This window comes from Kocuria sp. APC 4018 (assembly GCF_030407675.1).
Classification (GTDB): domain Bacteria; phylum Actinomycetota; class Actinomycetes; order Actinomycetales; family Micrococcaceae; genus Kocuria; species Kocuria rhizophila.
In genome coordinates, this window is record NZ_JASDCY010000040.1 from 1 (window position 1) to 25,382 (window position 25,382).

Below are 25,382 nucleotides of genomic sequence, written 5' to 3' on the forward strand. Positions count from 1 at the left end.
CCACCCCACCGGGGCCCGTCGCTTCCCGCCCTGGACGCCGTGTACGTCACGCGACAGGAGCTCGAACGCCATCCGGGGATCGCCGCGGACCTCGAAGCGCTCGGGTCCCGGCGGGACGTGTTCCTCCGCATGGTCACCCCCGAGGTGCTCGGGGCCATGACCGACGCCGTGACCCCCCAGGGGATGCTCGCGGTGTGCCGCCTTCCCGAGGTCTCGGTGCTGGACGCGCTCGCGGACGCCCGGCTGGTGTGCGCGCTGGCCCGGGTGCAGGATCCCGGCAACGCCGGAACCGTGGTGCGCGCCGCCGATGCGGCCGGTGCCGGTGCCGTGGTGTTCTCCGAGGGCAGCGTGGACCCGTTCAACCCCAAGGCCGTGCGCTCCACGGCGGGTTCCCTCTTCCACCTCCCCGTGCTCACGGGGGTGGAGCTCTCATCCTTCGTGGCCTCGGCCCGGGGCCGTTCCCTGCGAGTCCTTGCGGCGGACGGCTACGCGCAGGCCACCGTGGACGAGCTCGCCGACGCCGCCCTGCTGCGTTCTGCGGGCGTCGCACCGGTGGTGGAGCACGACGTGCGGCTGGAGGATCCCACGGTCTGGCTGTTCGGCAACGAGGCGCAGGGGCTCTCGGATGACGAACGGGACCTCGCGGACCTGGCGGTGGCCGTGCCCCTGTACGGGCGGGCGGAGTCCCTCAACGTGGGCACCGCCGCGACCGTGTGCCTCTACGCCTCGGCGAGGGCGCAGCGACGGGCGGACAGCGGCGTCGTCACCGTGCGGCGCGGAACCCCGTGACCGGCGGGACCCCCCGGACGCGCGTGGTCGGGGCCGCGATCCTTGACGACGCGGCGTCGCCCACCCGCGTGCTCGCGGCCCAGCGAGCGTACCCCGAGTCCCTGCGCGGGCTGTGGGAGTTCCCCGGCGGCAAGCAGGAACCGGGGGAGGGCGCTCGCGACGCCCTGCTGCGGGAGTGCCGCGAGGAGCTCGGGGTGCACCTGGACCTGCTGTCCGAGGTGGGACCACCGGAACCCCACGGCTGGCCGCTCACCGGCTCCGCCGTGATGCGGGTGTTCACCGCCGTGCTGCGCGGTCCGAGGGACCTGCGGTCCGCGGATGCCCCTGAACCTCGGCACCCCGTGTCGCCCGAACGGGTGCTCGAGGAGCGGGTCCGCACCGGTGAGGACCACCTGGACGTCCGGTGGCTGCCACTGGACGATCCCGCCACCGTTCTGGCGCTGCCGTGGATCCCAGCGGACCTGCCGATCGTGGCCGCACTGCTGGAAACACTGCGAACGGAGCACGCGTGAACCACACGACCGCCGAGAGCCGGGACGGCACCGATCCGCGGGCGTGGCACGCGCTGTGGGCCATGGTGCTCGGCTTCTTCATGATCCTGGTGGACGCCACGATCGTGTCCACCGCGATCCCCGCCATCACCGCGGGACTGCACACCGACATCTCCGGGGTGCTGTGGGTCACGAGCGGCTACCTGCTGGCCTACGCCGTGCCGCTGCTGGTCACGGGGCGGCTCGGGGACCGGCTGGGGCCGCGGACGGTGTACCTGTGGGGGCTCGCGATCTTCACGGGGGCGTCCCTGTGGTGCGGCTTCGCGCAGGACGTCACCGCGCTGGTGGTCGCACGCGTGGTCCAGGGTCTCGGGGCGGCCCTGATGTCCCCGCAGACCATGACCGTGATCACCCGGATGTTCCCGGTGGCCACCCGCGGCACGGCCCTGGGCATCTGGGGTGCCACCGCGGGGATCGCGACCCTCGTGGGGCCGCTGCTCGGCGGGATCCTCGTGGACCTCGCGGGGTGGCGATGGATCTTCTGGGTCAACGTGCCCGTGGGGATCTTCGCCCTGTGGCGCGCCGCGGTGCACCTGCCCCGGCTGCCGGTGCGCAGCCACTCCCTGGACCTCGTGGGCGTGGTGCTCTCCGGGCTCGGGCTGTTCCTCGTGGTGTTCGGCATCCAGGAGGGGCAGAGCCACGACTGGTCCACCGTGGTGGGTCCCGTCACGATTCCCATGGTCATCGGGGCCGGAGTGCTGATCCTCGTGGCGTTCCTCGCGTGGCAGGCCGTCACCCCCGCCGAACCGCTCGTGCCCCTGCCCCTGCTCCGGCAGCGCAACTTCACCCTGGCCAACGCCGCGATGGCCGCCGTGAGCCTCACCGTGAACTCCATGATCATCCCCGCGATGCTCTACCTGCAGGTCGTGCGCGGACTGGACCCCACAGTGGCCGCACTGAGCTACGCGCCCATGTCCCTGCTCTCCGCGGTCCTCGCCCCTTTCGTGGGCCGGGCGCTGGGCCGGGTGGCACCGCGGAGCATCGCGCTGCCCGGGATGCTCATCATGGCCGCCGGGCTCGCCGCGTACGCCCTGAGCCTGCGCCCCGGGACCTCCGTGTGGCTGCTGGCCGCGCTGACGCTCGTGATCGGGCTGGGCAGCGCCATGATCTGGTCCCCGGTCTCGCTCACCGCCACCTCGGACCTCGCCCCGGACGTCGTGGGCGCGGGCTCGGGGGTGTTCAACGCCACCCGGCAGGTCTCGGCCGCCGTGGGCAGCGCCATGATGGCCGTGCTCATGCAGGCCCAGCTGGCCGCGAACCTGCCGGCCGGGGCGGCAAGCGGCGACCTCGCCACGGGAGGGTCGGGGCAGGCCCTGCCGGAGCAGCTGCAGCCGGGATTCGCCCTCGCGATGTCCCACTCGCTGCTGCTGCCGGTGGCGGTGCTCGTCCTCGGTGCCGTGGCCACCGCGTTCTTCCGCGCTCCCGGTCGCACGCACCCTGACCGAAGTGCTGACTGAACCACTGGCCCAAGCACTGCCCGAACCACTCCCGACCGGACCGGGCCTGGCCGCACGTGCTCAGACCGGCCCCGCCCGCACCCGCGGCGGTGCGCGTGGCCCCGGCGGGTCCGCGAGCGGCGTCGCCGGCTCCTGACGGGCGGACGGCGCGGGCGCATCCACTAGACTGACCGTGCCCGTTCGCCCCGGCGGCGGGCACCGCCGTGTCCCGCGGCGAGCGCGCCCCAGGGACACGGAGCACCCCGTCCGCGAGCGCAGGAACGCGAGAAACCATGTCCGAGACCACACCGTCCGCCGCGGTGGACCCCACCGACGAGGCGGCCGTCACCGCCGCCGTCGAGGACGCGCTGAGCGCGATCCGGGCCGCCGCGGATCTGCCCGAACTCAAGACCGTCCGGCTCGCCCACGCGGGCGAGAAGTCCCCCCTGGCGCTCGCCAACCGGGCCATCGGCGGACTGGACAAGGCCGCGAAGGCCACCGCCGGCAAGCTCGTGGGGCAGGCGCGCGGACGCGTGAACAAGGCGATCGCCACGCGCACCGCCGAGCTCGAGGAGGAGCGGGACGCCCGGATCCTGGTGGAGGAGGCCGTGGACGTCACAGCGGCCACGCGGCGTCGTCGGATGGGCGGGCGCCACCCGCTGAACACCCTGATGGAGCAGATCGGGGACATCTTCGTGGGCATGGGCTGGGAGGTCGCGGAGGGCCCCGAGCTCGAGCACGAGTGGTTCAACTTCGACTCCCTCAACTTCCAGCCGGACCACCCGGCACGTCAGCTGCAGGACACGTTCTTCGTGGACCCGCCGTCCTCGCACCTGGTGCTGCGCACCCACACCTCGCCCGTGCAGATGCGCTCGCTGCTGGAGCGCGAGCTGCCCGTGTACGTGGTGTGCCCCGGCAAGACGTACCGCACGGACGAGCTGGACGCCACGCACACCCCCGTGTTCCACCAGGTGGAGGGCATTGCGGTGGACGAGGGGCTGTCCATGGCGGACCTCAAGGGCACGCTCACGCACTTCGCGCGCACCATGTTCGGGCCGGAGGCCGCCATCCGGCTGCGCCCCAACTACTTCCCGTTCACCGAACCCTCTGCCGAACTGGACGTGTGGCATCCCACGGCCAAGGGCGGGCCGCGGTGGATCGAGTGGGGCGGCTGCGGCATGATGCACCCCAACGTCCTGCGGGCCGCGGGCATCGACCCCGAGCGCTACTCAGGCTTCGCGTTCGGCATGGGCATCGAGCGGACCCTGATGTTCCGCAACAACGTCCCGGACATGCACGACATGGTCGAGGGCGACGTCCGTTTCAGCGAGCACTTCGGGATGGAGATCTAGAGCATGCGTATTCCCCTGTCATGGCTGCGCGAGTACGCGCCCGTCCCCGAGGACGCCACCGCCGAGGACGTCCTGGCCACCCTGGTGAAGGTCGGCCTGGAGGAGGAGGACGTCCACCGCCCCACGGACTCGCTGTCCGGGCCGATCGTGGTGGGCCAGGTGCTCACCATGGAGCCGGAGACCCACTCCAACGGCAAGACCGTGAACTGGTGCACCGTGCGCGTGGTCCCCGAGGGCCAGGAGCAGACGCTCACCGGAAAGGGCATCGAGGCCTCCGGGGTGCAGGGCATCATCTGCGGGGCCCACAACTTCTCGGTCGGGGACAAGGTGGTCGTCACCCTGCCCGGTGCCGTGCTGCCCGGTGACTTCCGGATCTCCGCGCGCAAGACCTACGGCCACACCTCCGCGGGCATGATCGCCTCCGTGCGCGAGCTCGGCATCGGGGAGGACCACGACGGCATCCTGGTGCTGTCCCGGCTCGGGCTGGACCCCGAGATCGGCTCCGACGCCATGGAGCTGCTGGGCCTCTACGACTCCGCCGCCGAGGTCAACGTGACCCCGGACCGGGGCTATGCCTTCTCCCTGCGCGGTATCGCCCGCGAGTACTGCAACGCCGTGCGCGCACCGTTCACGGATCCCGTGGCCCAGCTGGCACCGTCCGTGCCCGCCCCCACGCAGGACGGCTTCCCGGTCACGATCGACGACGCCGCCCCCATCCACGGCCGCGCCGGTTCCAACCGCTTCGCGGTGCGCGTGGTGGAGGACGTGGACGCCTCCCGGCCCACCCCGCCGTGGCTGGCATCCCGGCTGCGCCTGGCGGGCATCCGCTCGGTGAGCCTGCCCGTGGACATCTCCAACTACGTGATGCTCGAGTACGGCCAGCCCATCCACACCTACGATGCGGACACCCTGCAGGGCGGAATCACCGTGCGACGGGCCGCCGCGGGGGAGACGCTGACCACGCTGGACGGCAAGGACCGCACGCTGGACACCGAGGACCTCGTGATCGCGGACGAGTCCGGTGCCATCGGCCTCGCGGGCGTGATGGGCGGAGCCGCCACGGAGGTGAGCGGGTCCACCACCCGGATCCTCGTGGAGGCCGCCCGCTTCGACGAGGCCTCGATCGCCCGCACCGCTCGCCGGCACAAGCTGCCCTCGGAGGCGTCCAAGCGCTACGAGCGCGGCGTGGACCCCGAGCTCGCACCGGTCGCCGCGCAGCGCGTGGTGGACCTGCTGGTCGAGCTGGCCGGCGGGGCGGACACCGGTCGCGTCACGGACGTGGACCACACGCAGGCACCCACCCCGATCGACCTGGCGGCCGGCTACCCCACGGCGCGCGTGGGTGTGGACTACTCCCCGGAGGTCGTGGAGCGCACGCTTACGGCGATCGGCGCGGACGTCACCGAGACGGGCGACGGCTGGATCGTGACCCCGCCGTCCTGGCGCCCCGACCTCACGGGCGAGGACGACCTCGTCGAGGAGATCGCCCGACTGGACGGCTACGACAAGATCCCGAACCGGCTCCCCGTGGCCCCTCCCGGCCGCGGATTCACGCGCTCGCAGGCCGCACGACGCCGCGTGGCCACCACCCTTGCGGCAGCGGGCCTCACCGAGGTGCTCAGCTACCCGTTCGTGGCGCAGGCGGACAACGACCGCTGGGGCAGCCCCGAGGGCGCGCGTGTGCCCTCGATCAGGTTGGCGAACCCCATCAGCGAGGCGCAGCCCCTGCTGCGGGTCAGCATCCTGCCCGGTCTGCTGGAGGTGCTCAAGCGCAACCACTCCCGCGGGTTCCGTGACCTCGCGCTGTACGAGATCGGCCACGTCTTTCTCGCCGAGGGGTACACCCCGGACACGCAGCCGGTGCCGCCCCTGGGCGTGCGCCCCATGGACCCGGATCTGGACCGCCTCCACGCCGCCGTGCCGGACCAGCCGCGCAAGCTCGCCGCGGTGCTGGCGGGTCACGACGCCGCCGCGGGCCCGTGGGTCACGCCGCGCGCCTACGACTGGCAGGACGCACTCGACGTCGCCGAGCTCGCCGCGCGCAGCGCCGGTGTCGAGCTGGAGGTGGCCCAGGGCCGTCACGCCGCGTTCCACCCCGGCCGCACGGCCGAGCTGCGCACACCGGACGGCGCCGTGATCGGCGTGGCCGGCGAGCTGCACCCCAAGCTCGTGGCGGCCGAGGGCCTGCCGGAGCGCACGTGCGCCATGGAGCTGGACCTCTCCGCCCTGCTCGAGCGGGAAGCACCCGCCGTGGTGGCGCAGCCGATCTCGGGCTACCCCGCCGCCACGCAGGACGTCGCCCTCGTGGTGGACGGCTCCGTGACGGCCGCGCAGTTGCTGGAGACGGTGCGCCGTGGTGCCGGTGAGCTGCTGGAGTCCGCGGACGTCTTCGACGTGTACGCGGGCACGGGCATTCCGGAGGGGAAGAAGTCCGTGGCCATCGCGCTGAGGTTCCGGGCCCCGGACCGGACCCTCACCGCGGACGAGGCCTCGCAGGCTCGCGAGGCCGCCGTCACGGCCGCCCGTGACGCCCACGGCGCCGAGATCCGCAGCTAGCACACCCACCCCCAGCACAAGGAGCGTCGTGTCCCCCGATTCACGCGAACTCATCGACTTCCACGAGCAGCAGGATGACCACGCCCCGAGGTCCCGGGGCTGGCTCGTCGTGAGCATGGCGCTCGTGGGTGCGGTGCTCACGGTGGTGCTGGGGGTGCTGTGCGCACTGTCCTTCGAGAAGGCCTCGCGCCTGGAGGACGTGGCGGGGGAGACCATGGTGGTGTCCGGGACGTACCAGACCCTCACCAAGGACCTGGACACGCAGGACTACAACGGGATCTACTCGGGCACCATGCCCGCGAACGACCTCGTGGTGCAGCACCCGTTCGACAACCGGCTCAACGATCCGCAGCAGAAGGCGGAGGGGGACCAGATCACATTCCGGGGCACCCAGACCGGGGTTCAGGACGCGGACTTCCCCCGGGACGTCGACGCCCTGCTCGCCGTGCGCGACGGCAACCTTACTGTCGTGGAGACGGACGTCCCCGGAACCTACGGCACGGAGGGGGTGACCGAGTCCACTGTCACCACTCAGCGGGTCAAGGCCACCGCGTGGGGTGCGAGCGCTCTGCTGTGCGCCCTGCTGACCGTGTGGGGCGTGCGTCGCACCCACCGCGGGGTGCGTGTGGGCGTGTGAGTCGCGGTTCTGCGGACCGCGCTCAGGGCACGAGCAGCAGCTTGCCCTGCGTGGTGCGGGACTCGAGATCCCGGTGCGCCGCGGCGGCGTCGGCCAACGGGTGGGTCCCGCCCACCCGCACGGTGAGGTCGCCGCTGCCCACCGCGTCGGTGAGCTCGGACCACCGCCAGGCGCGCTCCTGCGCGTCCCGAAGGTAGTGGGCAAGCGACGGCCTCGTCACGTAGAGACCTCCCGCGCCGTTGAGCCGCTGCAGGTCGAACGGGGGCACCTGGCCCGAGGCTCCGCCGAAGAGCACCACGGTGCCGCGCACGCGGGTGGCGCGCAGGGACTCGTCAAAGGTGCTGCGCCCCACGGAGTCGTAGACCACGTCCGCGCCTGCTCCGTCGGTGAGCTCCCGGACCCGCTCCGCGAATCCCTCGTAGCCGAGCACGTGATCCGCGCCCAGCCCACGCGCCGTCTCCTCCTTCTCCGGCGTGGAGGTCAGGGCGATCACGGTGGCCCCCACGCGCTTCATGAGCTGGATCGCCAGCCCGCCCACGCCGCCGGAGGCCGCCGTGAGCACGGCGGTGTCCCCGCGGCCCAGCCGGACCGTGGAACGCACCAGGTAGTGGGCGGTGAGGCCCTGCAGGGGGAGGGCCGCGGCGGTCTCTGAACCCATGTCCTCGGGGACGGGGAGGACCGTGTCCGCGGAGACCACGAAGTGCTCTGCGTACGTGGCGCGGGCCTCGGCGGTGGCGATCCGCTGCCCCACGGAGACCTCCGACACCTCCGTTCCCACGGCCGTGACCACACCGCACCCCTCGGCCCCGGGCGTGAACGGAAAGGACACGGGGTAGACCCCGCAGCGCTGGTAGGTCTCGATGAAGTTCACCCCTGCGGCCTCGGTGCGCACGAGCACCTCGCGTGGGCCCGGAGTGGGCACGGGCAGCTCGTCGAGCCGGAGGACCTCGGGGTCCCCGGCCTGTCGGGCAACGATGGCCTGCATGGTGGTGGTCATGGTGCGGTCTCCTTCGTGGGGCACGTCAGACGGTGCACGGCAGCTCGCTGCTGGGCGACGGCGTGCGGGCGGGGCGGGGGCGGCCCCGACCGGGCGGTGTCTCTCCGGCCAGTCTCACCCGCCCCCGTGCACGGGGCAACCCCGGCGGAGCGGCGGGTGGTCGGACAGGCCCTGGTGAATAAGTATTGAATAGAGTGCATAGAAATACGCTATGCTGACTGCATGACCTACACCGCAGCAGTTTCGGGCGCCACCGGCTACGCGGGCGGAGAGGTGCTCCGTCTGCTGTGCGGGCACCCGGAGATCGAGATCACCACCGTCACCGCCCACTCCTCGGCCGGACGCCGCCTGGGGGAGCTGCAGCCGCACCTGCACGAGCTCGCGGACCGGGAGGTCCTGGAGACCACCGCGGAGAACCTCGCGGGGCACGACGTCGTGTTCCTGGCCCTGCCGCACGGCCAGTCCGCCGCGTTGGCCGCGCAGCTGCCCCCGGAGACCGTGGTGGTGGACGCCGGCGCGGACCACCGGCTCGCGTCCGCCGAGGCGTGGCAGCAGTTCTACGGCACGGAGCACGCGGGCACGTGGCCGTACGGTCTGCCCGAGCTGATCGTGGATCCGAGCGGACGCACGCAGCGGGACCGTCTGCACGGGGCGGCACGCATCGCCGTGCCGGGGTGCTACCCCACAGGTTCGCTGCTCGCGCTGGCACCGGCGCTCGCGGTCGGCGTCGTGGAACCCGCGGACCTCGTGGTCGTCGCCGCGTCGGGCACCTCGGGGGCGGGCAAGTCCGTGAAGCCTCACCTGCTGGGCGCGGAGACCATGGGGTCCATGTCCCCCTACGGTGTGGGCGGAGGGCACCGGCACACGCCCGAGATCGAGCAGGGCCTGGGGTGGGCCGGGGGCACGGAGGTCTCCCTGTCCTTCACCCCCACCCTGGCTCCCATGCCCCGGGGAATCCTCACCACGGCCACCGCCGTGCTGCGTCCCGGCGTGGACGAGGCCCGGGTGCGGGAGGTCTACCGGGCGGCCTACGCGCACGAGCCGTTCGTCCACCTGCTGCCGGAGGGCCAGTGGCCGACCACCCAGTCCGTGCTGGGGTCCAACCACGCGGCCCTGCAGCTCGCGGTGGATCCGCACGCGGGGCGCCTCGTGGTGACCTCCGTGATCGACAACCTCACCAAGGGCACCGCCGGGGGAGCGGTTCAGTCCGTGAACCTGGCCCTCGGCCTGTCCGAGACCACGGGCCTCACCGCTCAGGGGATGGCCCCGTGACCGGTTCCGCCGCAGCCCATCCCTCCGACCGCACAGGAGCAGAGACACCCATGACGTCCCACGACCCCGTTCCCGAGATCCCCGTGACCACGGAGTCCGGCGTGTGCACCGCCGCGGGCTTCACCGCCTCCGGCGTCGAGGCCGGCTTCAAGGCCTCCGGCGGTCCCGACCTGGCGCTCGTGGTCAACACCGGGCCCGAGTTCGCCGCCGCCGCCCAGTTCACCTCCAACCGCGTGGCCGCGGCCCCCGTGCACTGGTCCCGCGAGGTGGTGCGCGCAGGATCGGTGCGTGCCGTGGTCCTGAACTCCGGCGGCGCGAACGCGTGCACGGGCCCCGAGGGCTTCCAGAACACGCACACTACGGCGGAGCTCGTGGCCGGGGAGCTGGGCATCGGCGCGGGGGACGTGGTGGTGTGCTCCACCGGGCTGATCGGGGAGCAGCTGCCCATGGACGTGGTGCGCCGCGGGGTCCCCGAGGTGGTGCGCGCGCTCGCGGCCGGGCAGGACGCCGGGCGGCGGGCCGCGGAGGCCATCATGACCACGGACTCCGTCCCCAAGCAGGCCAGCGTCTCCGGCCCCGGGTGGACCGTGGGCGGCATGGCCAAGGGCGCGGGAATGCTCGCCCCGGGACTTGCCACCATGCTCGTGGTGCTCACCACGGACGCCGTCATGGCCGCGGACGCGCTGGACGCCGCCCTGCGGGAGGCCTGCCGCGTGACGTTCAACCGCACGGACTCGGACGGCTGCATGTCCACCAACGACACCGTGGTGCTGATGTCCTCCGGGGCGTCGGGCACGGCCGCGGAGCAGGGGGAGTTCACCCGGGCCCTGACCGCGGTGTGCCACAGCCTCGCGCAGCAGCTCATCACGGACGCGGAGGGCGCGTCCCACGACATCGCGATCACCACGGTGGGCGCGGCCACCGAGACGGAGGCCGAGGACGTCTCCCGCACGGTGGCGCGCTCCAACCTGCTCAAGACCGCGGTGTTCGGCAACGACCCCAACTGGGGTCGGGTGCTCTCCGCGGTGGGCACCACGCAGGCACAGTTCGACCCCGACCGGATCGACGTCACCATCAACGGTGTCACCGTCTGCCGCAACGGCGGCATCGGCGATCCCCGCGAGGGTGTGGACCTCGCGGCGTCGCGCGCGGTGGACATCGAGATCGACCTGAAGACCGGGGACGCCCGAGCCACCGTGTGGACCAACGACCTCACCCACGACTACGTCGAGGAGAACAGCGCCTACTCCAGCTAGGCCGACCACCATGTCACGACTCAGCGACAGCACCCGGTACGACACCGCCCGCTCCAAGGCGGAGACCCTCATGGAGGCCCTGCCCTGGATCCAGCGCTACGCGGGATCCACCATGGTCTTCAAGTACGGCGGCAACGCCATGGTCGACGACCAGCTGCGCCGCGCGTTCGCGGAGGACATCGTCTTCCTGCGCCACGTGGGCATCCGCCCCGTGGTGGTCCACGGCGGCGGCCCGCAGATCAGCACCATGCTGGAGTCCCTGAACATCCACTCGGAGTTCAAGGACGGGCTGCGGGTCACCACGGAGGAGGCCGTCAACGTGATCCGCATGGTCCTCACGGGCCAGGTGGGCCGCGAGCTCGTGGGCCTGATCAACGCCCACGGCCCGTACGCGGTGGGCATGTCCGGGGAGGACGCCGGGCTGCTGCAGGCCCGCCGCGTCCGCACCGGTTCCGACGGCGCCCCGGTGGACCTCGGTCTCGTGGGCACCGTCACGCGGGTCAACACCGTGGCGGTCGAGCAGCTGCTGGACATCGGCAAGATCCCGGTGATCGCCTCGATCGCCCCCGAGCTCGCGGAGCCGGAGGATGACGCCGCCGGGCTCGGTGCGCTCACCGGCCAGGTTCTCAACGTCAACGCCGACACCGCCGCGGCGGAGGTTGCCGTGGCCCTGGGTGCGGAGAAGTTCGTGGCGCTCACGGACGTCGAGGGGCTCTACGCGGACTGGCCGGACCGCTCGTCGCTGATCTCCTCGCTCACGGCCCCCGAGCTGCGGGAGATGCTGCCCTCCCTGGAGTCCGGGATGATCCCCAAGATGCGTGCGGCCCTGCGCGCGGTGGACGGCGGGGTACCACGGGCGAGCATCGTGGACGGGCGCTCCGAGCACTCCTCGCTGCTGGAGATCTTCACGGACACGGGCATCGGCACCGAGGTCACACCGGACGAGGAGGGCATCGCATGAGTCGGACCACGGAACTGCTGGACGGGTACCGGGACAACCTGCTGGGGGTGTTCGGGGATCCAGCGCTCGTGCTCGTGGAGGGGCAGGGGTGCCGCGTCACGGACGCCGACGGCCGCCGCTACCTGGACCTGCTCGCGGGCATCGCCGTCAACTCCCTGGGCCACGCGCATCCGGCGTGGGTGCGGGCCGTCGCGGAGCAGGCGGGTCGGCTGGCGCATGTGTCCAACCTGTTCACGACCCCGGAGGTCGTCGAGCTGGCCCGGGAGCTCCTGGAGGTCACCGACGCCCCGTCGGGATCCCACGTGTTCTTCGCGAACTCCGGCTCCGAGGCGAACGAGGCCGCGTTCAAGCTCGCGCGCCGGCACGGCCGGGAGCACCCGGATGCCCAGGGGCGCCCGCGGACGCGCGTGCTCGCGCTTGAGCACGCGTTCCACGGGCGGACCATGGGATCGCTCGCGCTCACGGCCAAGGAGGCCTACCGCGCACCCTTCGAGCCGCTGCCCGGCGGGGTGAGCCATGTCCCGGCCACGGTCGAGGCACTCGCGGCCGAGCTGGACGACACGGTGGCCGCGCTGATCGTGGAGCCGGTGCAGGGCGAGGCCGGCGTCCGGGGTCTCCCGGAGGGCTACCTGGCGCGGGCGCGGGAACTCACCCGGGAGCACGGCGCACTGCTGATCGTGGACGAGGTGCAGTCCGGGATCGGACGCACCGGCGACTGGCTCGCGAGCACGGCCCAGCTGCCCGGGGGCGAGTTCCCGGACGCCGTGACGCTCGCCAAGGGACTGGGTGGAGGCTTCCCCATCGGGGCCCTGCTCACGGCGGGCCCCGAGGTGTCCGGGCTGCTCGGTGCCGGCCAGCACGGGACCACGTTCGGCGGCAACCCGTTGGCGGCTGCGGCCGCACTCGCCACTGTCAGGACCATCCGTGACGAGGGCCTGCTCGAGAACGCCCGCGCGGTGGGGGAGCACCTCGCCGCCCGGCTGCGGGACGTCCCCGGCGTGACGGTCGTGCGCGGACACGGGCTGCTCGTGGGATTGGACCTCGTCCAGGGAGCTCCCGACGACGCCGTGGCCCCGCGTCTCGTGGCCGCGGCGCGGGACGCGGGGTTCCTCGTCAACGCGACCGGACCGGCCACGGTGCGCCTGGCGCCGCCGCTGATCGTGACCCGGCAGGAGGTGGACACGTTCGTGTCCGCGCTGCCCGATCTGCTGCGCACCGTCAGCTCCACCTGAGAGCCTGCCCCTGAGAGAAATCCCTGCATCCCCGCGCCCGAGACGGCGCGTCCGAGATCCCGGTCCCGCCGGGCCCCGCGAACCGAAGGAGAACCCCGCGTGCTGCGCCACTTCCTGGTCGACACCGATCTGAGCCCCGAGGAGCAGTCCGAGGTGCTGGACCTCGCCGCCGCCCTCAAGGCGGACCGCTTCTCGCGGCGTCCGCTCGCCGGCCCGCAGACGGTGGGGGTGATCTTCGACAAGACCTCCACGCGCACCCGGGTCTCGTTCGCCGCCGGGGTGAGCGACCTCGGCGGGAACCCCCTCGTCATCAACCCGGGGGAGTCCCAGCTGGGGCACAAGGAGAGCGTGGCGGACAGCGCCCGCGTGCTCTCCCGCATGCTCTCGGCGATCGTGTGGCGCACGTACGCGCAGTCCGGGCTGGAGGAGATGGCCGAGCACAGCAGCGTGCCCGTGGTCAACGCCCTCACGGACGACTACCACCCGTGCCAGATCCTCGCGGACCTGCTCACCCTCCGGGAGCACTTCGGGGACGTGGCCGGGCGCACCCTGGTGTACCTGGGTGACGCCTCGAACAACATGGCCAACTCCTACCTGCTGGGCTGCGCCACCGCCGGAATGCACGTGCGGATCGCGGGCCCGGAGGGGTTCCTGCCGCGGGAGGACGTGGTGGACGCGGCGCGCGAGCGGGCCGCGCAGACGGGCGGATCGGTGCTCGTCACCACCGACGCGGGCGAGGCGCTCGCGGGCGCGGACGCCGTCGTGACCGACACGTGGGTGTCCATGGGGCAGGAGAGCGAGAAGGCCGAGCGCTGCGAGATCTTCCGGCCGTACTCCGTGACCACCGAGGCCATGGCGCTCGCCGCGGAGCACGCGGTGTTCCTGCACTGCCTGCCCGCCTACCGCGGGCTGGAGGTCGCCGCCGAGGTCATCGACGGGTCGGCGTCCCTCGTGTGGGAGGAGGCCGAAAACCGGCTGCACGTCCAGAAAGCGCTGCTGACGTTCCTGCTGGACTCCTCGGGACTGTCCGCGGACCTGCCGGCGGCCCTGCGACGGGAGGAGACGCGATGAGCATCCCCACCACCAAGACCGCCCGGCAGGCCCGGATCCTGGACCTCGTGACGGGCGGGGACGTCCACTCGCAGGCGGAGCTCGCGGAGCTGCTGGCCGCGGACGGCATCCAGGTCACCCAGGCCACCCTGTCGCGGGACCTCGTGGAGCTGGAGGCCGTCCGGGTGCGCTCTCCGCGGGGCGGGATGGTCTACGCGGTGCCCATGGCGGGGGCGGACCGCTCCCCGGCGAGCGGCATCACGCGCGAGAGCACTGAGGCCAAGCTCGGGGCACTGTGCCGCGAGCTGCTGGTCACGGCGGAGGGCAGCGCCAACCTGGTGATCCTGCGCACCCCGCCCGGAGCCGCGCAGTACTTCGCGTCCGCGATCGACCACTCGGTCACCCCCGAGATCCTGGGCACGATCGCCGGGGACGACACCATCATGGTGGTCAGCCGGGACCCGCAGGGCGGCGAGCAGCTCGCGCAGCGGTTCCTGGACCTCGCCCGCTGAGCGCTCCCCCGGCAGGCGCACCGCCGCCGACGCCGCCCGCAGTGCCCACTTCTCGTCTCGCCTCCCGGCGTGGCACCCGTTGCCCCGGGCCCCGTGCCGTCGTTGCGGCGCAGGCCCCGGAGCCGTCGGAGCGGCTCAGGACTCGCGCGTCTCGTAGCTCTCGAGCAGCGGCAGCAGGTGCTCCTGGCCGAAGACCCGTGCGACGTCCTGAGCGTGCTGGTGCCCGGTGGCCTGGCCCGCCCCGGCCTCGAGCAGCGCCCGGGCGATCGGCTCGTTGCCGCGGAACACGGCGCAGACCAGGGCGGTGAAGCCCATGTCGCTCACGCGCTCGGTGTCCGCACCCTTCTCCAGCAGCATCCGCACCGTGTCCTCCCGCTCGAGGTAGGCGGCGAGGTTGAGCAGGGTGTCACCCTTGTCGTTGGTGAGGTTCACCGGAACGCCGGCCTCCACGGCGGTGCGCAGCAGCTGTGTGTCGCCGTTGCGGGCGGCGTCGAACAGGGAGGCCACGTAGGCGAGCTCCTCGTCCGTGAACTGGGGGGTCTGAGCGGCGCTCTGCTGATCGGTCACGGGGCATCCTCCGACACTGAGCGGCCCACTGGCTGGCGGGCCTGGTGCTGATGTTCACTGCTACCGCTCCGTGGCACCCCGGGGGAGGGGTCACGGTGCGGCGCGCTCCAGTCTCCCACGCCCCAGCCGGGGCGGTGACGGTGTTTGACTCAGATACCCGATACGGGCAGTATCACGTGGTAGAACTCACATTCCTACCTGGAGGATCCATGACAAATCTGGCCACCCTGCTCACCACGTCGGCCGAGAAGTACGGCTCGGATCCCGTGATCATCCTGGACGACCTCCACATGAGCTACGACCAGCTCAACGACCTCTCGGCCCGTGGCGCGGCGCTGCTGAAGGCCAACGGGATCCGTCCCGGGGACCGTGTGGCGCTCGTGCTGCCCAACGTGCCGCACATGGCCGTGCTCTACTACGCGATCCTGCGCGCGGGCGGCATCGTGGTGCCCCTCAACCCGCTGCTCACTCCCCGTGAACTGACCTACCACTTCCAGGACGCGGGGGTTTCCTTCGTGCTCGCGTGGGAGGACATGGCCGAGGCCAGCCAGAAGGCGGCCGAGGAGATCGACGGGCTCAACGTGCTGCCCATCAGCGCCCAGGGCACGGTGGGGCGGCTGCAGGCCGTGGATCCCGACCACGAGGTCGTGGAGCGCGCGGACTCGGACACTGCGGTGCTGCTGTACACCTCCGGCACCACGGGCCGGCCCAAGGGTGCGGAGCTGACCCACCACAACCTCCTGTCCAACGCGGAGGTGGCCGGTGAAGTCTTCAACCTGGCCCACGGGGACGTGATGTTCGGCGGACTCCCGTTATTCCACGTGTTCGGCCAGACCGTGGCCCTGAACGGCGTGATCTGCGCCGGTGCGACCGTCACGCTGCTGCCGCGCTTCCACCCCGCCGAGGCGCTCGAGGTGCTGCGCCGGGACCGGGTGACCATCTTCGCCGGCGTGCCCACCATGTACGTCGCGCTGCTCCACCAGTCCGGGCAGGATCCGCAGGCCGTGGAGGGGATCGACCTGCGCGCCGGGGTATCGGGCGGATCGTCCATGCCCGTGGAGGTCCTGGCCAAGTTCGAGAAGGTCTTCGGCACCACGGTGTTCGAGGGCTACGGGCTCTCGGAGACCTCTCCCGTGGTGTGCTTCAACCAGCCCGGCAACGTGCGCAAGCCGGGCTCCATCGGCTCCGAGGTGCGCGGCGCGCAGCTGCGCGTGGTGGACGGCCAGGACAACGAGGTCCCCACCGGCGAGGTCGGCGAGCTCGTGGTGGCCGGCCAGTACGTCATGAAGGGCTACTGGCACAAGCCGGAGGCCACCGAGGAGGCCATGCGCGGCGGCTGGTTCCACACGGGGGACATGGCCCGGAAGGACGAGGACGGCATGTTCTTCATCGTGGACCGCAAGAAGGACATGATCCTGCGCGGCGGCTACAACGTGTACCCGCGTGAGGTCGAGGAGGTCATCTACCAGTTCCCGGGCGTGGTGGAGGCCGCCGTGGTGGGGGTCCCGGACGAGAAGCACGGCGAGGAGGTCGGCGCCGTGGTCGTGTTCGAGTCCGGCGTGCTCGAGTCCAAGGGCAAGGAAGCGCTGACCCGGGAGCTGGACGCCTTCGTGCAGGAACGGGTGGCCAAGTACAAGTACCCCCGCATCTACCGCGTCACCGACGAGCTGCCCAAGGGCCCCACGGGCAAGATCCTGAAGCGCGAACTCACCCTCGATGCATAAATACTGACTGGCGTGTATAGTCATGCATGAAGCGCGGGAGGTCCCGTGCAGTCAGAGCCGTCGTTGAGCAGTGTGGAGGGAAGCGCCGTGAGTGATCGCGTGGTATTGGCCTACTCGGGTGGACTGGACACGTCCGTGGCCATCGGGTGGATCGGTGAGGCCACCGGTGCCGAGGTCGTGGCCGTGGCCGTGGACGTGGGACAGGGTGGCGAGGACCTGGAGACCATCCGCCAGCGCGCTCTGGACTGCGGCGCGGTCGAGGCGTACGTGGCTGATGCCCGGGACGAGTTCGCGAGCGAGTACTGCATGCCCGCGCTGCAGGCCAACGGTCTCTACATGGACTCGTACCCGCTGGTCTCCGCCGTGTCCCGCCCGGTGATCGTCAAGCACCTGGTGGCGGCCGCGAAGAAGTTCGGCGCCACCACGGTGGCCCACGGCTGCACGGGCAAGGGCAACGACCAGGTCCGCTTCGAGGTGGGCATCCAGACCCTCGGTCCGGAGCTCAAGTGCATCGCCCCGGTGCGGGACCTCGCGCTGACCCGTGAGAAGGCCATCACCTACGCGGAGCAGAACAACCTGCCGATCGAGACCACCAAGAAGAACCCGTTCTCGATCGACCAGAACGTGTGGGGTCGTGCGGTGGAGACGGGCTTCCTCGAGGACATCTGGAACGGGCCCACCAAGGACGTCTACGACTACACGGACGACCCCACCTTCCCGCCCGCCGCGGACGAGGTCGTGATCACGTTCGAGAAGGGCATCCCCGTGGCGATCGACGGCAAGCCCGTCACCCCGCTGCAGGCCATCCAGGAGATGAACCGCCGCGCCGGCGCGCAGGGCGTGGGCCGGATCGACATCGTGGAGGACCGCCTCGTGGGCATCAAGTCCCGCGAGATCTACGAGGCCCCCGGGGCCATGGCGCTGATCGCCGCGCACCAGGAGCTCGAGAACGTCACCATCGAGCGCGAGCAGGCCCGCTTCAAGAAGACCGTGGGCCAGCGCTGGACGGAGCTCGTCTACGACGGCCAGTGGTTCTCCCCGCTGAAGAAGTCCCTGGACGTGTTCATCCAGGACACCCAGACCTACGTGAACGGCGACATCCGCATGGAGCTGCACGCCGGGCGGGCCACGGTGACCGGTCGCCGTTCGAACACCGGGCTGTACGACTTCAACCTGGCCACGTACGACGAGGGCGACTCCTTCGACCAGTCCAACGCCCGCGGCTTCATCGAGCTGTTCGGCATGTCCTCCAAGGTCGCGTCCCGGCGCGAGCAGGGACTCGCCGGGAAGTGACACCCGGTGGCCGCGGCAGCGCGGCCCCACCGCCCACGGGCGGACCCGGACGGCCGGGCTCCTAGACTGGAGCCCGGCCGTTCACCACGCCGGGCGGCGTCGTCCCCGGCCCCCGCAGGGTCGCCGCACGCGCGGCTCGGCCCCCGCGGGGGACAGCGCACGCGCCACTCGACCCGCAGGGGGACGCGGCGCCCGGCCCACGAACCACAGCACACGTCAGCGAGGAGCACCATGGCCCAGCACGAGCAGCACGGAACCAACGAGGGCGCCCTGTGGGGTGGCCGCTTCGCCGGGGGACCGGCGGACGCGCTCGCCGAGCTGAGCCGCTCCACCCAGTTCGACTGGCGCCTGGCGCCGTACGACATCGCGGGCTCCCGCGCGCACGCCCGGGTGCTGCACACCGCGGGGCTGCTGGACGACGCCGAGCTCGCGGGCATGCTCGACGCCCTGGACCGGCTCGAGGCGGACGTGCGCAGCGGCGCGTACGCCCCGGCGCCCTCGGACGAGGACGTCCACGGCTGCCTCGAGCGCGGACTGATCGAGCGCGCCGGGGCCCAGCTGGGCGGCAAGCTGCGGGCCGGGCGCTCCCGCAACGACCAGATCGCCACGCTCGGGCGCATGTACCTGCGGGACCACGCCTCGATCGTGGCCCGCAACCTGCTGGACGTGGTGCGCGCGCTGATCGAGCAGGCCGAGCGCCACCCGAACGCCCCCATGCCGGGGCGCACGCACCTGCAGCACGCCCAGCCGGTGCTGCTGTCCCACCACCTGCTGGCCCACGCGTGGGCCGTGCTGCGGGACGTCCAGCGGTTCGTGGACTGGGACCGCCGCGCGGCCGTCTCGCCCTACGGGTCCGGAGCGCTCGCGGGCTCCTCCCTGGGGCTGGACCCGAATGCCGTGGCCGCGGAGCTCGGCTTCGACTCCGCAGTGCACAACTCGATCGACGGCACGGCCTCGCGGGACGTCTACGCCGAGTTCGCGTGGGTGTGCGCGATGGCCGCAGTGGACATCTCGCGCATGAGCGAGGAGGTCACCACGTGGGCCACCAAGGAGTTCTCCTTCGTGACCCTGGACGACGCCTTCTCCACGGGCTCCTCGATCATGCCGCAGAAGAAGAACCCGGACGTCGCCGAGCTCGCGCGCGGCAAGGCGGGCCGGCTCATCGGGGACCTCACCGGCCTGCTGGCCACGCTCAAGGGCCTGCCGCTCGCCTACAACCGCGACCTGCAGGAGGACAAAGAGCCGGTCTTCGACGCGATCGACCAGCTCGAGGTGCTGCTGCCGGCGGTCGCCGGGATGATGGCCACGCTCGAGTTCCACCCCGATCGCCTCGCGGAGCTCGCACCGCAGGGCTTCGCGCTCGCCACGGACGTGGCGGAGTGGCTCGTGCGCCAGGGTGTGCCCTTCCGCGAGGCCCACGAGATCTCGGGGGAGGCCGTGCGCGTGTGCGAGGAGCAGGGCATCGAGCTGTGGGACCTCACGGACGAGCAGTTCGCGGCCATCTCGACGCACCTCACACCGGGCGTGCGCGAGGTCCTCACGGTGGCCGGTTCGCTCGCCTCCCGCAGCTCGCAGGGCGGGACCGCACCCGAGGCCGTGGCCCGGCAGCTCACGGAGCTGAAGCGGCAGCTCGCGGAGCTCGCCGCCTTCGAGACGCGCGAGCCTGTGATCTCGTGAGCCTCGCGCTGCACGAGCTGCTGTCCCGGCCCGCGCCCGACGTCGCTCCCCGGCTCCTCGGGGCCGTGCTCGTCTGCGCGCGGGACACCGGCACGGTCGCGTTGCGCCTCACGGAGGTGGAGGCCTACGGCGGTCCGCAGGACTCGGACCTCCCGGACCCGGGGGCGCACACGTTCCGGGGTCGCACCGCGCGCAACGCCGCCATGTTCGGGCCGCCGGGGCACCTGTACGTCTACTTCACCTACGGGCTGCACCACGCCGTGAATGTCGTGTGCCGACCCGAGGGCATGGGCGGGGGCATCCTGATCCGCTCCGGTGAGGTGGTCCTGGGGACCGAGCCCGCCACGCGGCGTCGGCTGGCCACGCGCAGCTCGGAACCCCCGTTCGCCACACTGGCCCGCGGGCCCGGCAACACCGCGCAGGCCCTCGGCCTGACCCTCGCGGACGACGCCGCCGCGATCGTGGATCTCGGGACCTCCCTCGATCCCGTGGCCCGTGCCCGCGAGGCCGTGGCCGAGCGGGAGGGAACCACCTGGACGGGTCTGGCGCTCGCGGAGCCTGCACCGGAGGAGTTCATGGAGACCCCGCGCACGGGAGTGTCCGGGGAGGGCGGCACCGATGCCTTCCCGTGGCGCTTCGCCCTGTCCGGGGAGCCCACGGTGTCCCCGTACCGACGAGCCACGGTGAAACGGCGCCGCACACGTTGACTCCGAGGGGGCGCAACCGGTCGCGGCGGATACGATGACCGGGTGACTGAATCCGTGGAACAGATGATCGACCGGTTGTGCGCCAAGATCCCCGACCACCCCGAGCCGGGGGTGCTGTTCCGTGACCTCACACCGCTGTTCGCGGACGGGCCCGGGTTCCACCGCACGGTGGACGCCCTCGTGGACGCCTTCGACGGCCAGTACGACTGCGTGGCCGGCGTGGAGGCGCGCGGCTTCATGATCGCCGCCGCCGTGGCCTACGCCTCCGGGGCCGGGATCATTCCCGTGCGCAAGGAGGGCAAGCTGCCCCGGGAGACCATCTCCCAGTCGTACAACCTCGAGTACGGCACCGGGACGCTGGAGATCCACACCGACGACGCCCCACGGGGTGCGCGCGTGCTCGTGCTCGACGACGTCCTGGCCACCGGCGGAACACTCGGCGCCGCGGCGTCCCTGCTGACCCGGGGCGGCTACAACGTCGCGGGGTTCGGCGTGATCATGGAGCTCACCGCGCTGCGCGGTCGCGCCCAGCTGGGTGGGCACCGGGTGCGCGCGCTGCTGCGCGTGTGAGCGCCCCGGCGGCGTCGGCCGAACGGTAGGATGGTCGATCGCCGGTCGAGGAACCGGCGTTTCCGGCTGTGTGCGTGAGGTGAACTGCGTGGAGGAATCCGCAACCGTGGGAGTGTCCCGGCAACTCGAGCTGGAGCGCGAGCACGTCGCCACGGCCTACGCGCGGCTCGACGAGCTGCGGGCACAGAGCGAGCGCGAGCTGCGCCGGGTGCGGACCACCCAGTACGGCGGAGGCCACCAGGCCCGTTCGGAGCGCGATGCGTTCGCCACCCACTACGAGGACCGGCTCACCCAGCTCAACGCCGTGGACGAGCGGCTCGTGTTCGGCCGCCTGGACACCACGGAGGACGAACGGCACTACGTGGGCCGGCTCGGGCTGGCCACCGAGGACCACCGCCGGCTCGTGCTGGACTGGCGCGCCCGTGAGGCGGGCGCCTTCTACCAGGCCACGGCCGCGAACCCCATGGACCTCGTGCGCCGCCGCCACCTCATCATGGACGGGCGGGACGTCACCGCGCTCGAGGACGACGTCTTCGACGCGGAGCGGGTCGCGGACGAGGACGTGGTGCACGGGGAGGGCGCGCTGATCGCCGCGCTGAACTCCGAGCGCACGGGCCGCATGACGGACATCGTGGCCACCATCCAGGCCGAGCAGGACCGGATCATCCGCGCGCCGCTGTCCGGTGTGAGGGTGGTTCAGGGCGGGCCCGGCACGGGCAAGACGGCCGTGGCCCTGCACCGCGCGGCGTTCCTTCTCTACGAGCACCGGGAACGACTGGCCAAGTCCGGTGTGCTGATCGTGGGACCTTCGTCCTCCTTCCTCTGGTACATCGAACGCGTCCTGCCCGCTCTGGGCGAGACGGGTGTGGTGATGTCCTCGCTCGCGGACCTCTACCCGGGCGTCCACGGCACGGTCGAGCCGGACCCCTGGGTCACCCGCTGGAAGTCGGGGCTGCACATGGTGGACGTGGTGGCCCGCGCGGTCGCCGACCGCCAGAAGGTCCCGCCCCGTGCCCAGTGGCTCACCGTGGACGGCCACCGCGTGAAGCTCTCCCGGTCCCTCGTGCGCCGCGCCCGTGAGCGCGCCCGCGCGACCGGCAAGCCCCATAACCAGGCCCGCGAGACGTTCGTGAAGGTGGTCATCAAGGAGCTCGCGCAGAAGCTCGGGGACGAGCTGAACGAGAAGGCCGGCTCCACCATGGACCGCTCGTACCTCAAGGAGGACCTGCGGCAGTCCCGCGAGGTCAGGATCGCGCTCAACCTGCTGTGGCTGCCCCTGACGCCCCAGCAGCTCGTGGGCCAGCTGTTCAGCAAGGAGCACTACTTGCGTTCCGCCGCCCCGGAGCTGAGTGACGCGGAGGTCGCGCGCCTGCTCCGTCCCGCGGACGCGCCGCTCACGGTCGCGGACGTCGCCCTGCTCGACGAGGCCGCCGAGCTGCTCGGGGACTTCGAGTCCGCGGGCATCACCGTGCGCGGTGACCGGTCACTCGAGGAGCGCAAGTCCCAGGAGTCCGCGCAGAAGGCCCTGGAGGCCATGGCCGAGGGCTTCGAGGACATCGGTGCCCAGGGCGTGGTGACGGTCGAGCAGCTCACGGCGTTCAACGCCGAGGCGCCGCACCGCATGACCGCGGCCGAGGCGGCGTCGTCGGACCGCACATGGGCCTACGGGCACGTGGTCGTGGACGAGGCGCAGGAGCTGTCGCCCATGCAGTGGCGGGTGCTGATGCGCCGGTGCCCGCTGAAGTCGTTCACCGTGGTGGGGGACATCGCGCAGGCGGGAAACGCCGCCGCCGCGCGCACGTGGTCCGAGGCGCTCGAACCGTTCGTGGGGGAGCGCTTCGACCTCGAGGAGCTCACGGTCAACTACCGCACGCCCCAGCCGATCGCCGACGCCGCCGCGCGGGTGGCGCGCGCGGCAGGCCTCACCGTGTCCGACCCCCGGGCCGTGCGCGACGGCGAGGCCCCCGATGTCCTGTGCACGGGCACCGAGGACGAGGTGACGCACGCGGTGGTGCGGTGCGTGGGAACCGAACTCGACGCCCTCGCCGGAGGCCTCGTGGGGGTCGTGTGCCCGGGCCACCTCATCGGCGCGGTCGGCCGGACCCTGGACCGGGAGTTCCCCGGGCTGGTCGCCGCGGGCATGCGCAGCCTGGACCGGCGCATCATGGTCCTCACCCCGTGGGACGCCAAGGGCCTGGAGTTCGACTCTGTCGTGGTCGTCGAGCCGAACGACATCGCCGGGGACCCTGCGGGCGGGGCGGGCAACCTGTACGTGGCCATGACCCGGCCCACCCAGCGGCTGCACCTCGTGGGCGCGCACGGCATGCCCGCCGGCATCACGGAGCAGGGCGGGGAGCCCCAGCCCGTCGCCTGATAAATTGGTCGGCGTGTCAACCACCGATCTCAGCACGCAGCACAACGATCCCTCGTTCTCCTCCCTCTGGGAGGAACTGAACTGGCGGGGCCTGGTCCAGGTCTCCACGGACCCGGAGGCCCTGCAGGCGGCGCTGGACGGTGAGCCGATCACCTACTACTGCGGCTTCGATCCCACGGCGTCCTCCCTTCACCTGGGCCACCTCGTGCAGCTGCTGCTGCTGCGCCGGTTGCAGCTCGCGGGGCACCACCCCATCGGCCTGGTGGGTGGATCCACCGGCCTGATCGGCGACCCCCGGCAGACCTCCGAGCGCATCCTCAACTCGCGCGAGACCGTGGCGCAGTGGGTGGAGATGCTGCGCGAGCAGGTCCAGCGCTTCCTGTCCTTCGACGGGGAGAACCCCGCCCGCATGGTCAACAACCTGGACTGGACGTCGCAGCTGTCGGCCATCGATTTCCTGCGCGACATCGGCAAGAACTTCCGCGTGGGCACCATGATCAAGAAGGACATCGTGGCCAAGCGACTGAACTCGGAGGAGGGGATCTCCTACACCGAGTTCAGCTACCAGATCCTGCAGGGACTGGACTTCCTGAACCTCTACCGGCAGTACGGCTGCACCCTGCAGACCGGCGGCTCGGACCAGTGGGGCAACCTCACCTCCGGCACGGACCTCGTGCGCAAGACCGAAGGTGCCGCGGTGCACGCCATCGGCACCCCGCTGATCACCAACTCGGACGGCACCAAGTTCGGCAAGTCCGAGGGCAACGCCATCTGGCTGAACCCGGAGCTGACATCGCCCTACGCCTTCTACCAGTTCTGGCTCAACACCGCAGACGCCGACGTGGCCGACCGCTTGAAGGTCTTCACCTTCCGCACTCGCGAGGAGATCACCGAGCTCGAACGGCTCACACGCGAGGAGCCGTACCGCAGGGAAGCGCAGCGCGTGCTCGCGGAGGACGTCAACACGCTGGTGCACGGTGCCGAGGCCACCCGACAGGCCATCGAGGCATCCGCTGCGGTGTTCGGAAAGGGAGCCTTCGAGGACCTGGACGAGTCCACGCTCGCGGCGGTGGCGGACGCTCTTCCCGGCATGACCGTGACGGGGCGGGAGGAGCAGCCGGTGGTGGACCTGCTGGTGGGCACCGGGCTGTCCGAGTCCAAGTCCGCGGCGCGACGCACCCTCAAGGAGGGTGGCGTGTCCGTCAACAACCACAAGATCACGGGGGAGGACGCCGTGGTCACCTCGGACGAGCACCTGCACGGCCGTTTCGTGCTGCTGCGGCGCGGCAAGAAGAACCTCGCGGCCGTCACGTTCACAGACTAGCTCCCGCCGGCCCCGGCGCCGGGTCGAGGCAGTCGCCTCTGCCCCGCGCCCGTCGGCGCCGCGAGGCACCAGGTACCTCCGCGGCCGGCGCGATCCGAGAGGGCCGTGCAACCCTGCAGCGCCCTCTCCTCACGAGCCAGGACCGGCACTTTGCGCCAGTCCTGGCTCGTGTGTAATGTATTCCGAGTCGCCGCGGCGAGGGGCCCGAAAGGGATCGGACCTGCGGGGGTGACCGGCAAAGATCAGCCCGAGCGATCGGACCTTGTTCATGCTACGGTTGCCCAGCAGCCCGCAGGGGAAGCGCAGAGACTTGAGAAGTCAAGTTGACACGCCGAACCAGGCAGGGATAAGCTCTTCTAGTTGCTCCAGCAAGGGACCAGAAAGGTCCAACCGGGAGCAGCAATCAAAGTCTTGATCCGCCGCAGGGCGTGATCGCAACCGACCGTGGTGGTCCTCGTGATGGGGAGCTGCGTTGTGGTGTGTTGTTTGTCAACTCAATAGTGTGTCTAGTTTGTTGATACCAGAAGTTTTATATTTTTGGTTGA

Annotated in this window: 21 protein-coding genes; 19 read left to right on the forward strand and 2 right to left on the reverse strand. The window is 71.6% G+C overall.

Annotated elements, in window-relative coordinates:
• The 6 genes from QL985_RS08195 to QL985_RS08220 all read left to right on the forward strand — a co-directional run.
• On the forward strand, positions 1 to 789 hold a 789-nt coding region (locus QL985_RS08195), incomplete at its 5' end, for an RNA methyltransferase (RefSeq protein ID WP_290147711.1).
• Positions 786 to 1,301, forward strand: coding sequence for an NUDIX domain-containing protein (locus QL985_RS08200; RefSeq protein ID WP_039101300.1), 516 nt, complete (start codon positions 786 to 788; stop codon positions 1,299 to 1,301). The genes QL985_RS08195 and QL985_RS08200, both read left to right, overlap by 4 nt.
• Positions 1,298 to 2,797 carry a DHA2 family efflux MFS transporter permease subunit gene (locus tag QL985_RS08205; protein ID WP_059280752.1) on the forward strand — a complete coding sequence of 500 codons (1,500 nt, stop codon included), beginning with the start codon at positions 1,298 to 1,300 and terminating at the stop codon, positions 2,795 to 2,797. Before QL985_RS08200 ends, QL985_RS08205 begins: the two co-directional genes overlap by 4 nt.
• A gap of 272 nt (positions 2,798 to 3,069) precedes the next feature.
• Positions 3,070 to 4,128: a phenylalanine--tRNA ligase subunit alpha gene (gene pheS, locus QL985_RS08210; protein WP_019310927.1), complete on the forward strand. Its 1,059-nt coding sequence runs from the start codon at positions 3,070 to 3,072 to the stop codon at positions 4,126 to 4,128.
• A 3-nt stretch (positions 4,129 to 4,131) separates the two neighbouring features.
• Positions 4,132 to 6,684, forward strand: a complete 2,553-nt coding sequence (pheT, locus tag QL985_RS08215; RefSeq protein WP_102613853.1) for a phenylalanine--tRNA ligase subunit beta — start codon at positions 4,132 to 4,134, stop codon at positions 6,682 to 6,684.
• 28 nt (positions 6,685 to 6,712) lie between these two features.
• Entirely contained in the window at positions 6,713 to 7,321 is a 609-nt protein-coding gene (locus QL985_RS08220) for a hypothetical protein (protein ID WP_019310929.1), read from the forward strand.
• Positions 7,322 to 7,343: 22 nt separating this feature from the next.
• Here QL985_RS08220 and QL985_RS08225 read toward each other — a convergent pair whose 3' ends face one another.
• Positions 7,344 to 8,318 (reverse strand): quinone oxidoreductase, encoded by a 975-nt coding sequence (locus tag QL985_RS08225; RefSeq protein ID WP_019310930.1) that lies wholly within the window; start codon positions 8,316 to 8,318, stop codon positions 7,344 to 7,346.
• Between the two features lie 222 nt (positions 8,319 to 8,540).
• Here QL985_RS08225 and argC point away from each other — a divergent pair, with 222 nt between their 5' ends.
• From argC to QL985_RS08255, 6 genes are all read left to right on the forward strand, one after another.
• Complete coding sequence (gene argC / locus QL985_RS08230) at positions 8,541 to 9,590, forward strand: N-acetyl-gamma-glutamyl-phosphate reductase (RefSeq protein ID WP_019310931.1); 1,050 nt, start codon at positions 8,541 to 8,543, stop codon at positions 9,588 to 9,590.
• A 50-nt stretch (positions 9,591 to 9,640) separates the two neighbouring features.
• Positions 9,641 to 10,846 carry a bifunctional glutamate N-acetyltransferase/amino-acid acetyltransferase ArgJ gene (gene argJ / locus QL985_RS08235; protein WP_019310932.1) on the forward strand — a complete coding sequence of 402 codons (1,206 nt, stop codon included), beginning with the start codon at positions 9,641 to 9,643 and terminating at the stop codon, positions 10,844 to 10,846.
• A gap of 10 nt (positions 10,847 to 10,856) precedes the next feature.
• The gene (gene argB, locus QL985_RS08240; protein ID WP_019310933.1) at positions 10,857 to 11,807 is read left to right on the forward strand and encodes an acetylglutamate kinase; all 951 of its coding nucleotides are present in this window, start codon (positions 10,857 to 10,859) and stop codon (positions 11,805 to 11,807) included.
• A complete protein-coding gene (locus QL985_RS08245) occupies positions 11,804 to 13,039 on the forward strand; it encodes an acetylornithine transaminase (protein ID WP_019310934.1) in 1,236 nt (411 codons plus the stop codon). The genes argB and QL985_RS08245 overlap by 4 nt, the downstream gene beginning before the upstream one ends.
• Positions 13,040 to 13,138: 99 nt before the next feature.
• Entirely contained in the window at positions 13,139 to 14,110 is a 972-nt protein-coding gene (argF, locus tag QL985_RS08250; protein WP_019310935.1) for an ornithine carbamoyltransferase, read from the forward strand.
• Positions 14,107 to 14,601: an arginine repressor gene (locus QL985_RS08255; RefSeq protein ID WP_019310936.1), complete on the forward strand. Its 495-nt coding sequence runs from the start codon at positions 14,107 to 14,109 to the stop codon at positions 14,599 to 14,601. Before argF ends, QL985_RS08255 begins: the two co-directional genes overlap by 4 nt.
• Before the next feature lie 135 nt (positions 14,602 to 14,736).
• Here QL985_RS08255 and QL985_RS08260 read toward each other — a convergent pair whose 3' ends face one another.
• On the reverse strand, positions 14,737 to 15,168 hold the full coding sequence (locus tag QL985_RS08260; RefSeq protein WP_019310937.1) for an ankyrin repeat domain-containing protein: 432 nt from the start codon (positions 15,166 to 15,168) through the stop codon (positions 14,737 to 14,739).
• A 209-nt stretch (positions 15,169 to 15,377) separates the two neighbouring features.
• On the opposite strand from QL985_RS08260, the gene QL985_RS08265 reads away from it, so the two are divergent.
• The 7 genes from QL985_RS08265 (at position 15,378) to tyrS (ending at position 24,837) form a co-directional block, all read left to right on the forward strand.
• Positions 15,378 to 16,892: a long-chain fatty acid--CoA ligase gene (locus QL985_RS08265; RefSeq protein WP_144803369.1), complete on the forward strand. Its 1,515-nt coding sequence runs from the start codon at positions 15,378 to 15,380 to the stop codon at positions 16,890 to 16,892.
• Between the two features lie 87 nt (positions 16,893 to 16,979).
• Entirely contained in the window at positions 16,980 to 18,185 is a 1,206-nt protein-coding gene (locus tag QL985_RS08270) for an argininosuccinate synthase (RefSeq protein ID WP_019310939.1), read from the forward strand.
• Positions 18,186 to 18,416: 231 nt separating this feature from the next.
• Positions 18,417 to 19,862 (forward strand): argininosuccinate lyase, encoded by a 1,446-nt coding sequence (gene argH, locus QL985_RS08275; RefSeq protein ID WP_019310940.1) that lies wholly within the window; start codon positions 18,417 to 18,419, stop codon positions 19,860 to 19,862.
• A complete protein-coding gene (locus QL985_RS08280) occupies positions 19,859 to 20,569 on the forward strand; it encodes a DNA-3-methyladenine glycosylase (RefSeq protein ID WP_019310941.1) in 711 nt (236 codons plus the stop codon). The genes argH and QL985_RS08280 overlap by 4 nt, the downstream gene beginning before the upstream one ends.
• Before the next feature lie 42 nt (positions 20,570 to 20,611).
• Positions 20,612 to 21,139, forward strand: coding sequence for an adenine phosphoribosyltransferase (locus QL985_RS08285; RefSeq protein ID WP_019310942.1), 528 nt, complete (start codon positions 20,612 to 20,614; stop codon positions 21,137 to 21,139).
• A gap of 88 nt (positions 21,140 to 21,227) precedes the next feature.
• The gene (locus QL985_RS08290; protein ID WP_348613921.1) at positions 21,228 to 23,513 is read left to right on the forward strand and encodes an AAA family ATPase; all 2,286 of its coding nucleotides are present in this window, start codon (positions 21,228 to 21,230) and stop codon (positions 23,511 to 23,513) included.
• Between the two features lie 13 nt (positions 23,514 to 23,526).
• The gene (gene tyrS, locus QL985_RS08295) at positions 23,527 to 24,837 is read left to right on the forward strand and encodes a tyrosine--tRNA ligase (RefSeq protein WP_019310944.1); all 1,311 of its coding nucleotides are present in this window, start codon (positions 23,527 to 23,529) and stop codon (positions 24,835 to 24,837) included.
• The last annotated feature ends 545 nt before the right edge of the window (positions 24,838 to 25,382 follow it).

Coding starts and splice junctions, on each gene's coding strand:
- pheS (WP_019310927.1), top strand. CDS start 3,070: ATGTCCGAGACCACACCGTCCGCCGCGGTGGACCCCACCGACGAGGCG.
- pheT (WP_102613853.1), top strand. CDS start 4,132: ATGCGTATTCCCCTGTCATGGCTGCGCGAGTACGCGCCCGTCCCCGAG.
- QL985_RS08225 (WP_019310930.1), bottom strand. CDS start 8,318: ATGACCACCACCATGCAGGCCATCGTTGCCCGACAGGCCGGGGACCCC.
- argC (WP_019310931.1), top strand. CDS start 8,541: ATGACCTACACCGCAGCAGTTTCGGGCGCCACCGGCTACGCGGGCGGA.
- argJ (WP_019310932.1), top strand. CDS start 9,641: ATGACGTCCCACGACCCCGTTCCCGAGATCCCCGTGACCACGGAGTCC.
- argB (WP_019310933.1), top strand. CDS start 10,857: ATGTCACGACTCAGCGACAGCACCCGGTACGACACCGCCCGCTCCAAG.
- QL985_RS08245 (WP_019310934.1), top strand. CDS start 11,804: ATGAGTCGGACCACGGAACTGCTGGACGGGTACCGGGACAACCTGCTG.
- QL985_RS08255 (WP_019310936.1), top strand. CDS start 14,107: ATGAGCATCCCCACCACCAAGACCGCCCGGCAGGCCCGGATCCTGGAC.
- QL985_RS08265 (WP_144803369.1), top strand. CDS start 15,378: ATGACAAATCTGGCCACCCTGCTCACCACGTCGGCCGAGAAGTACGGC.
- argH (WP_019310940.1), top strand. CDS start 18,417: ATGGCCCAGCACGAGCAGCACGGAACCAACGAGGGCGCCCTGTGGGGT.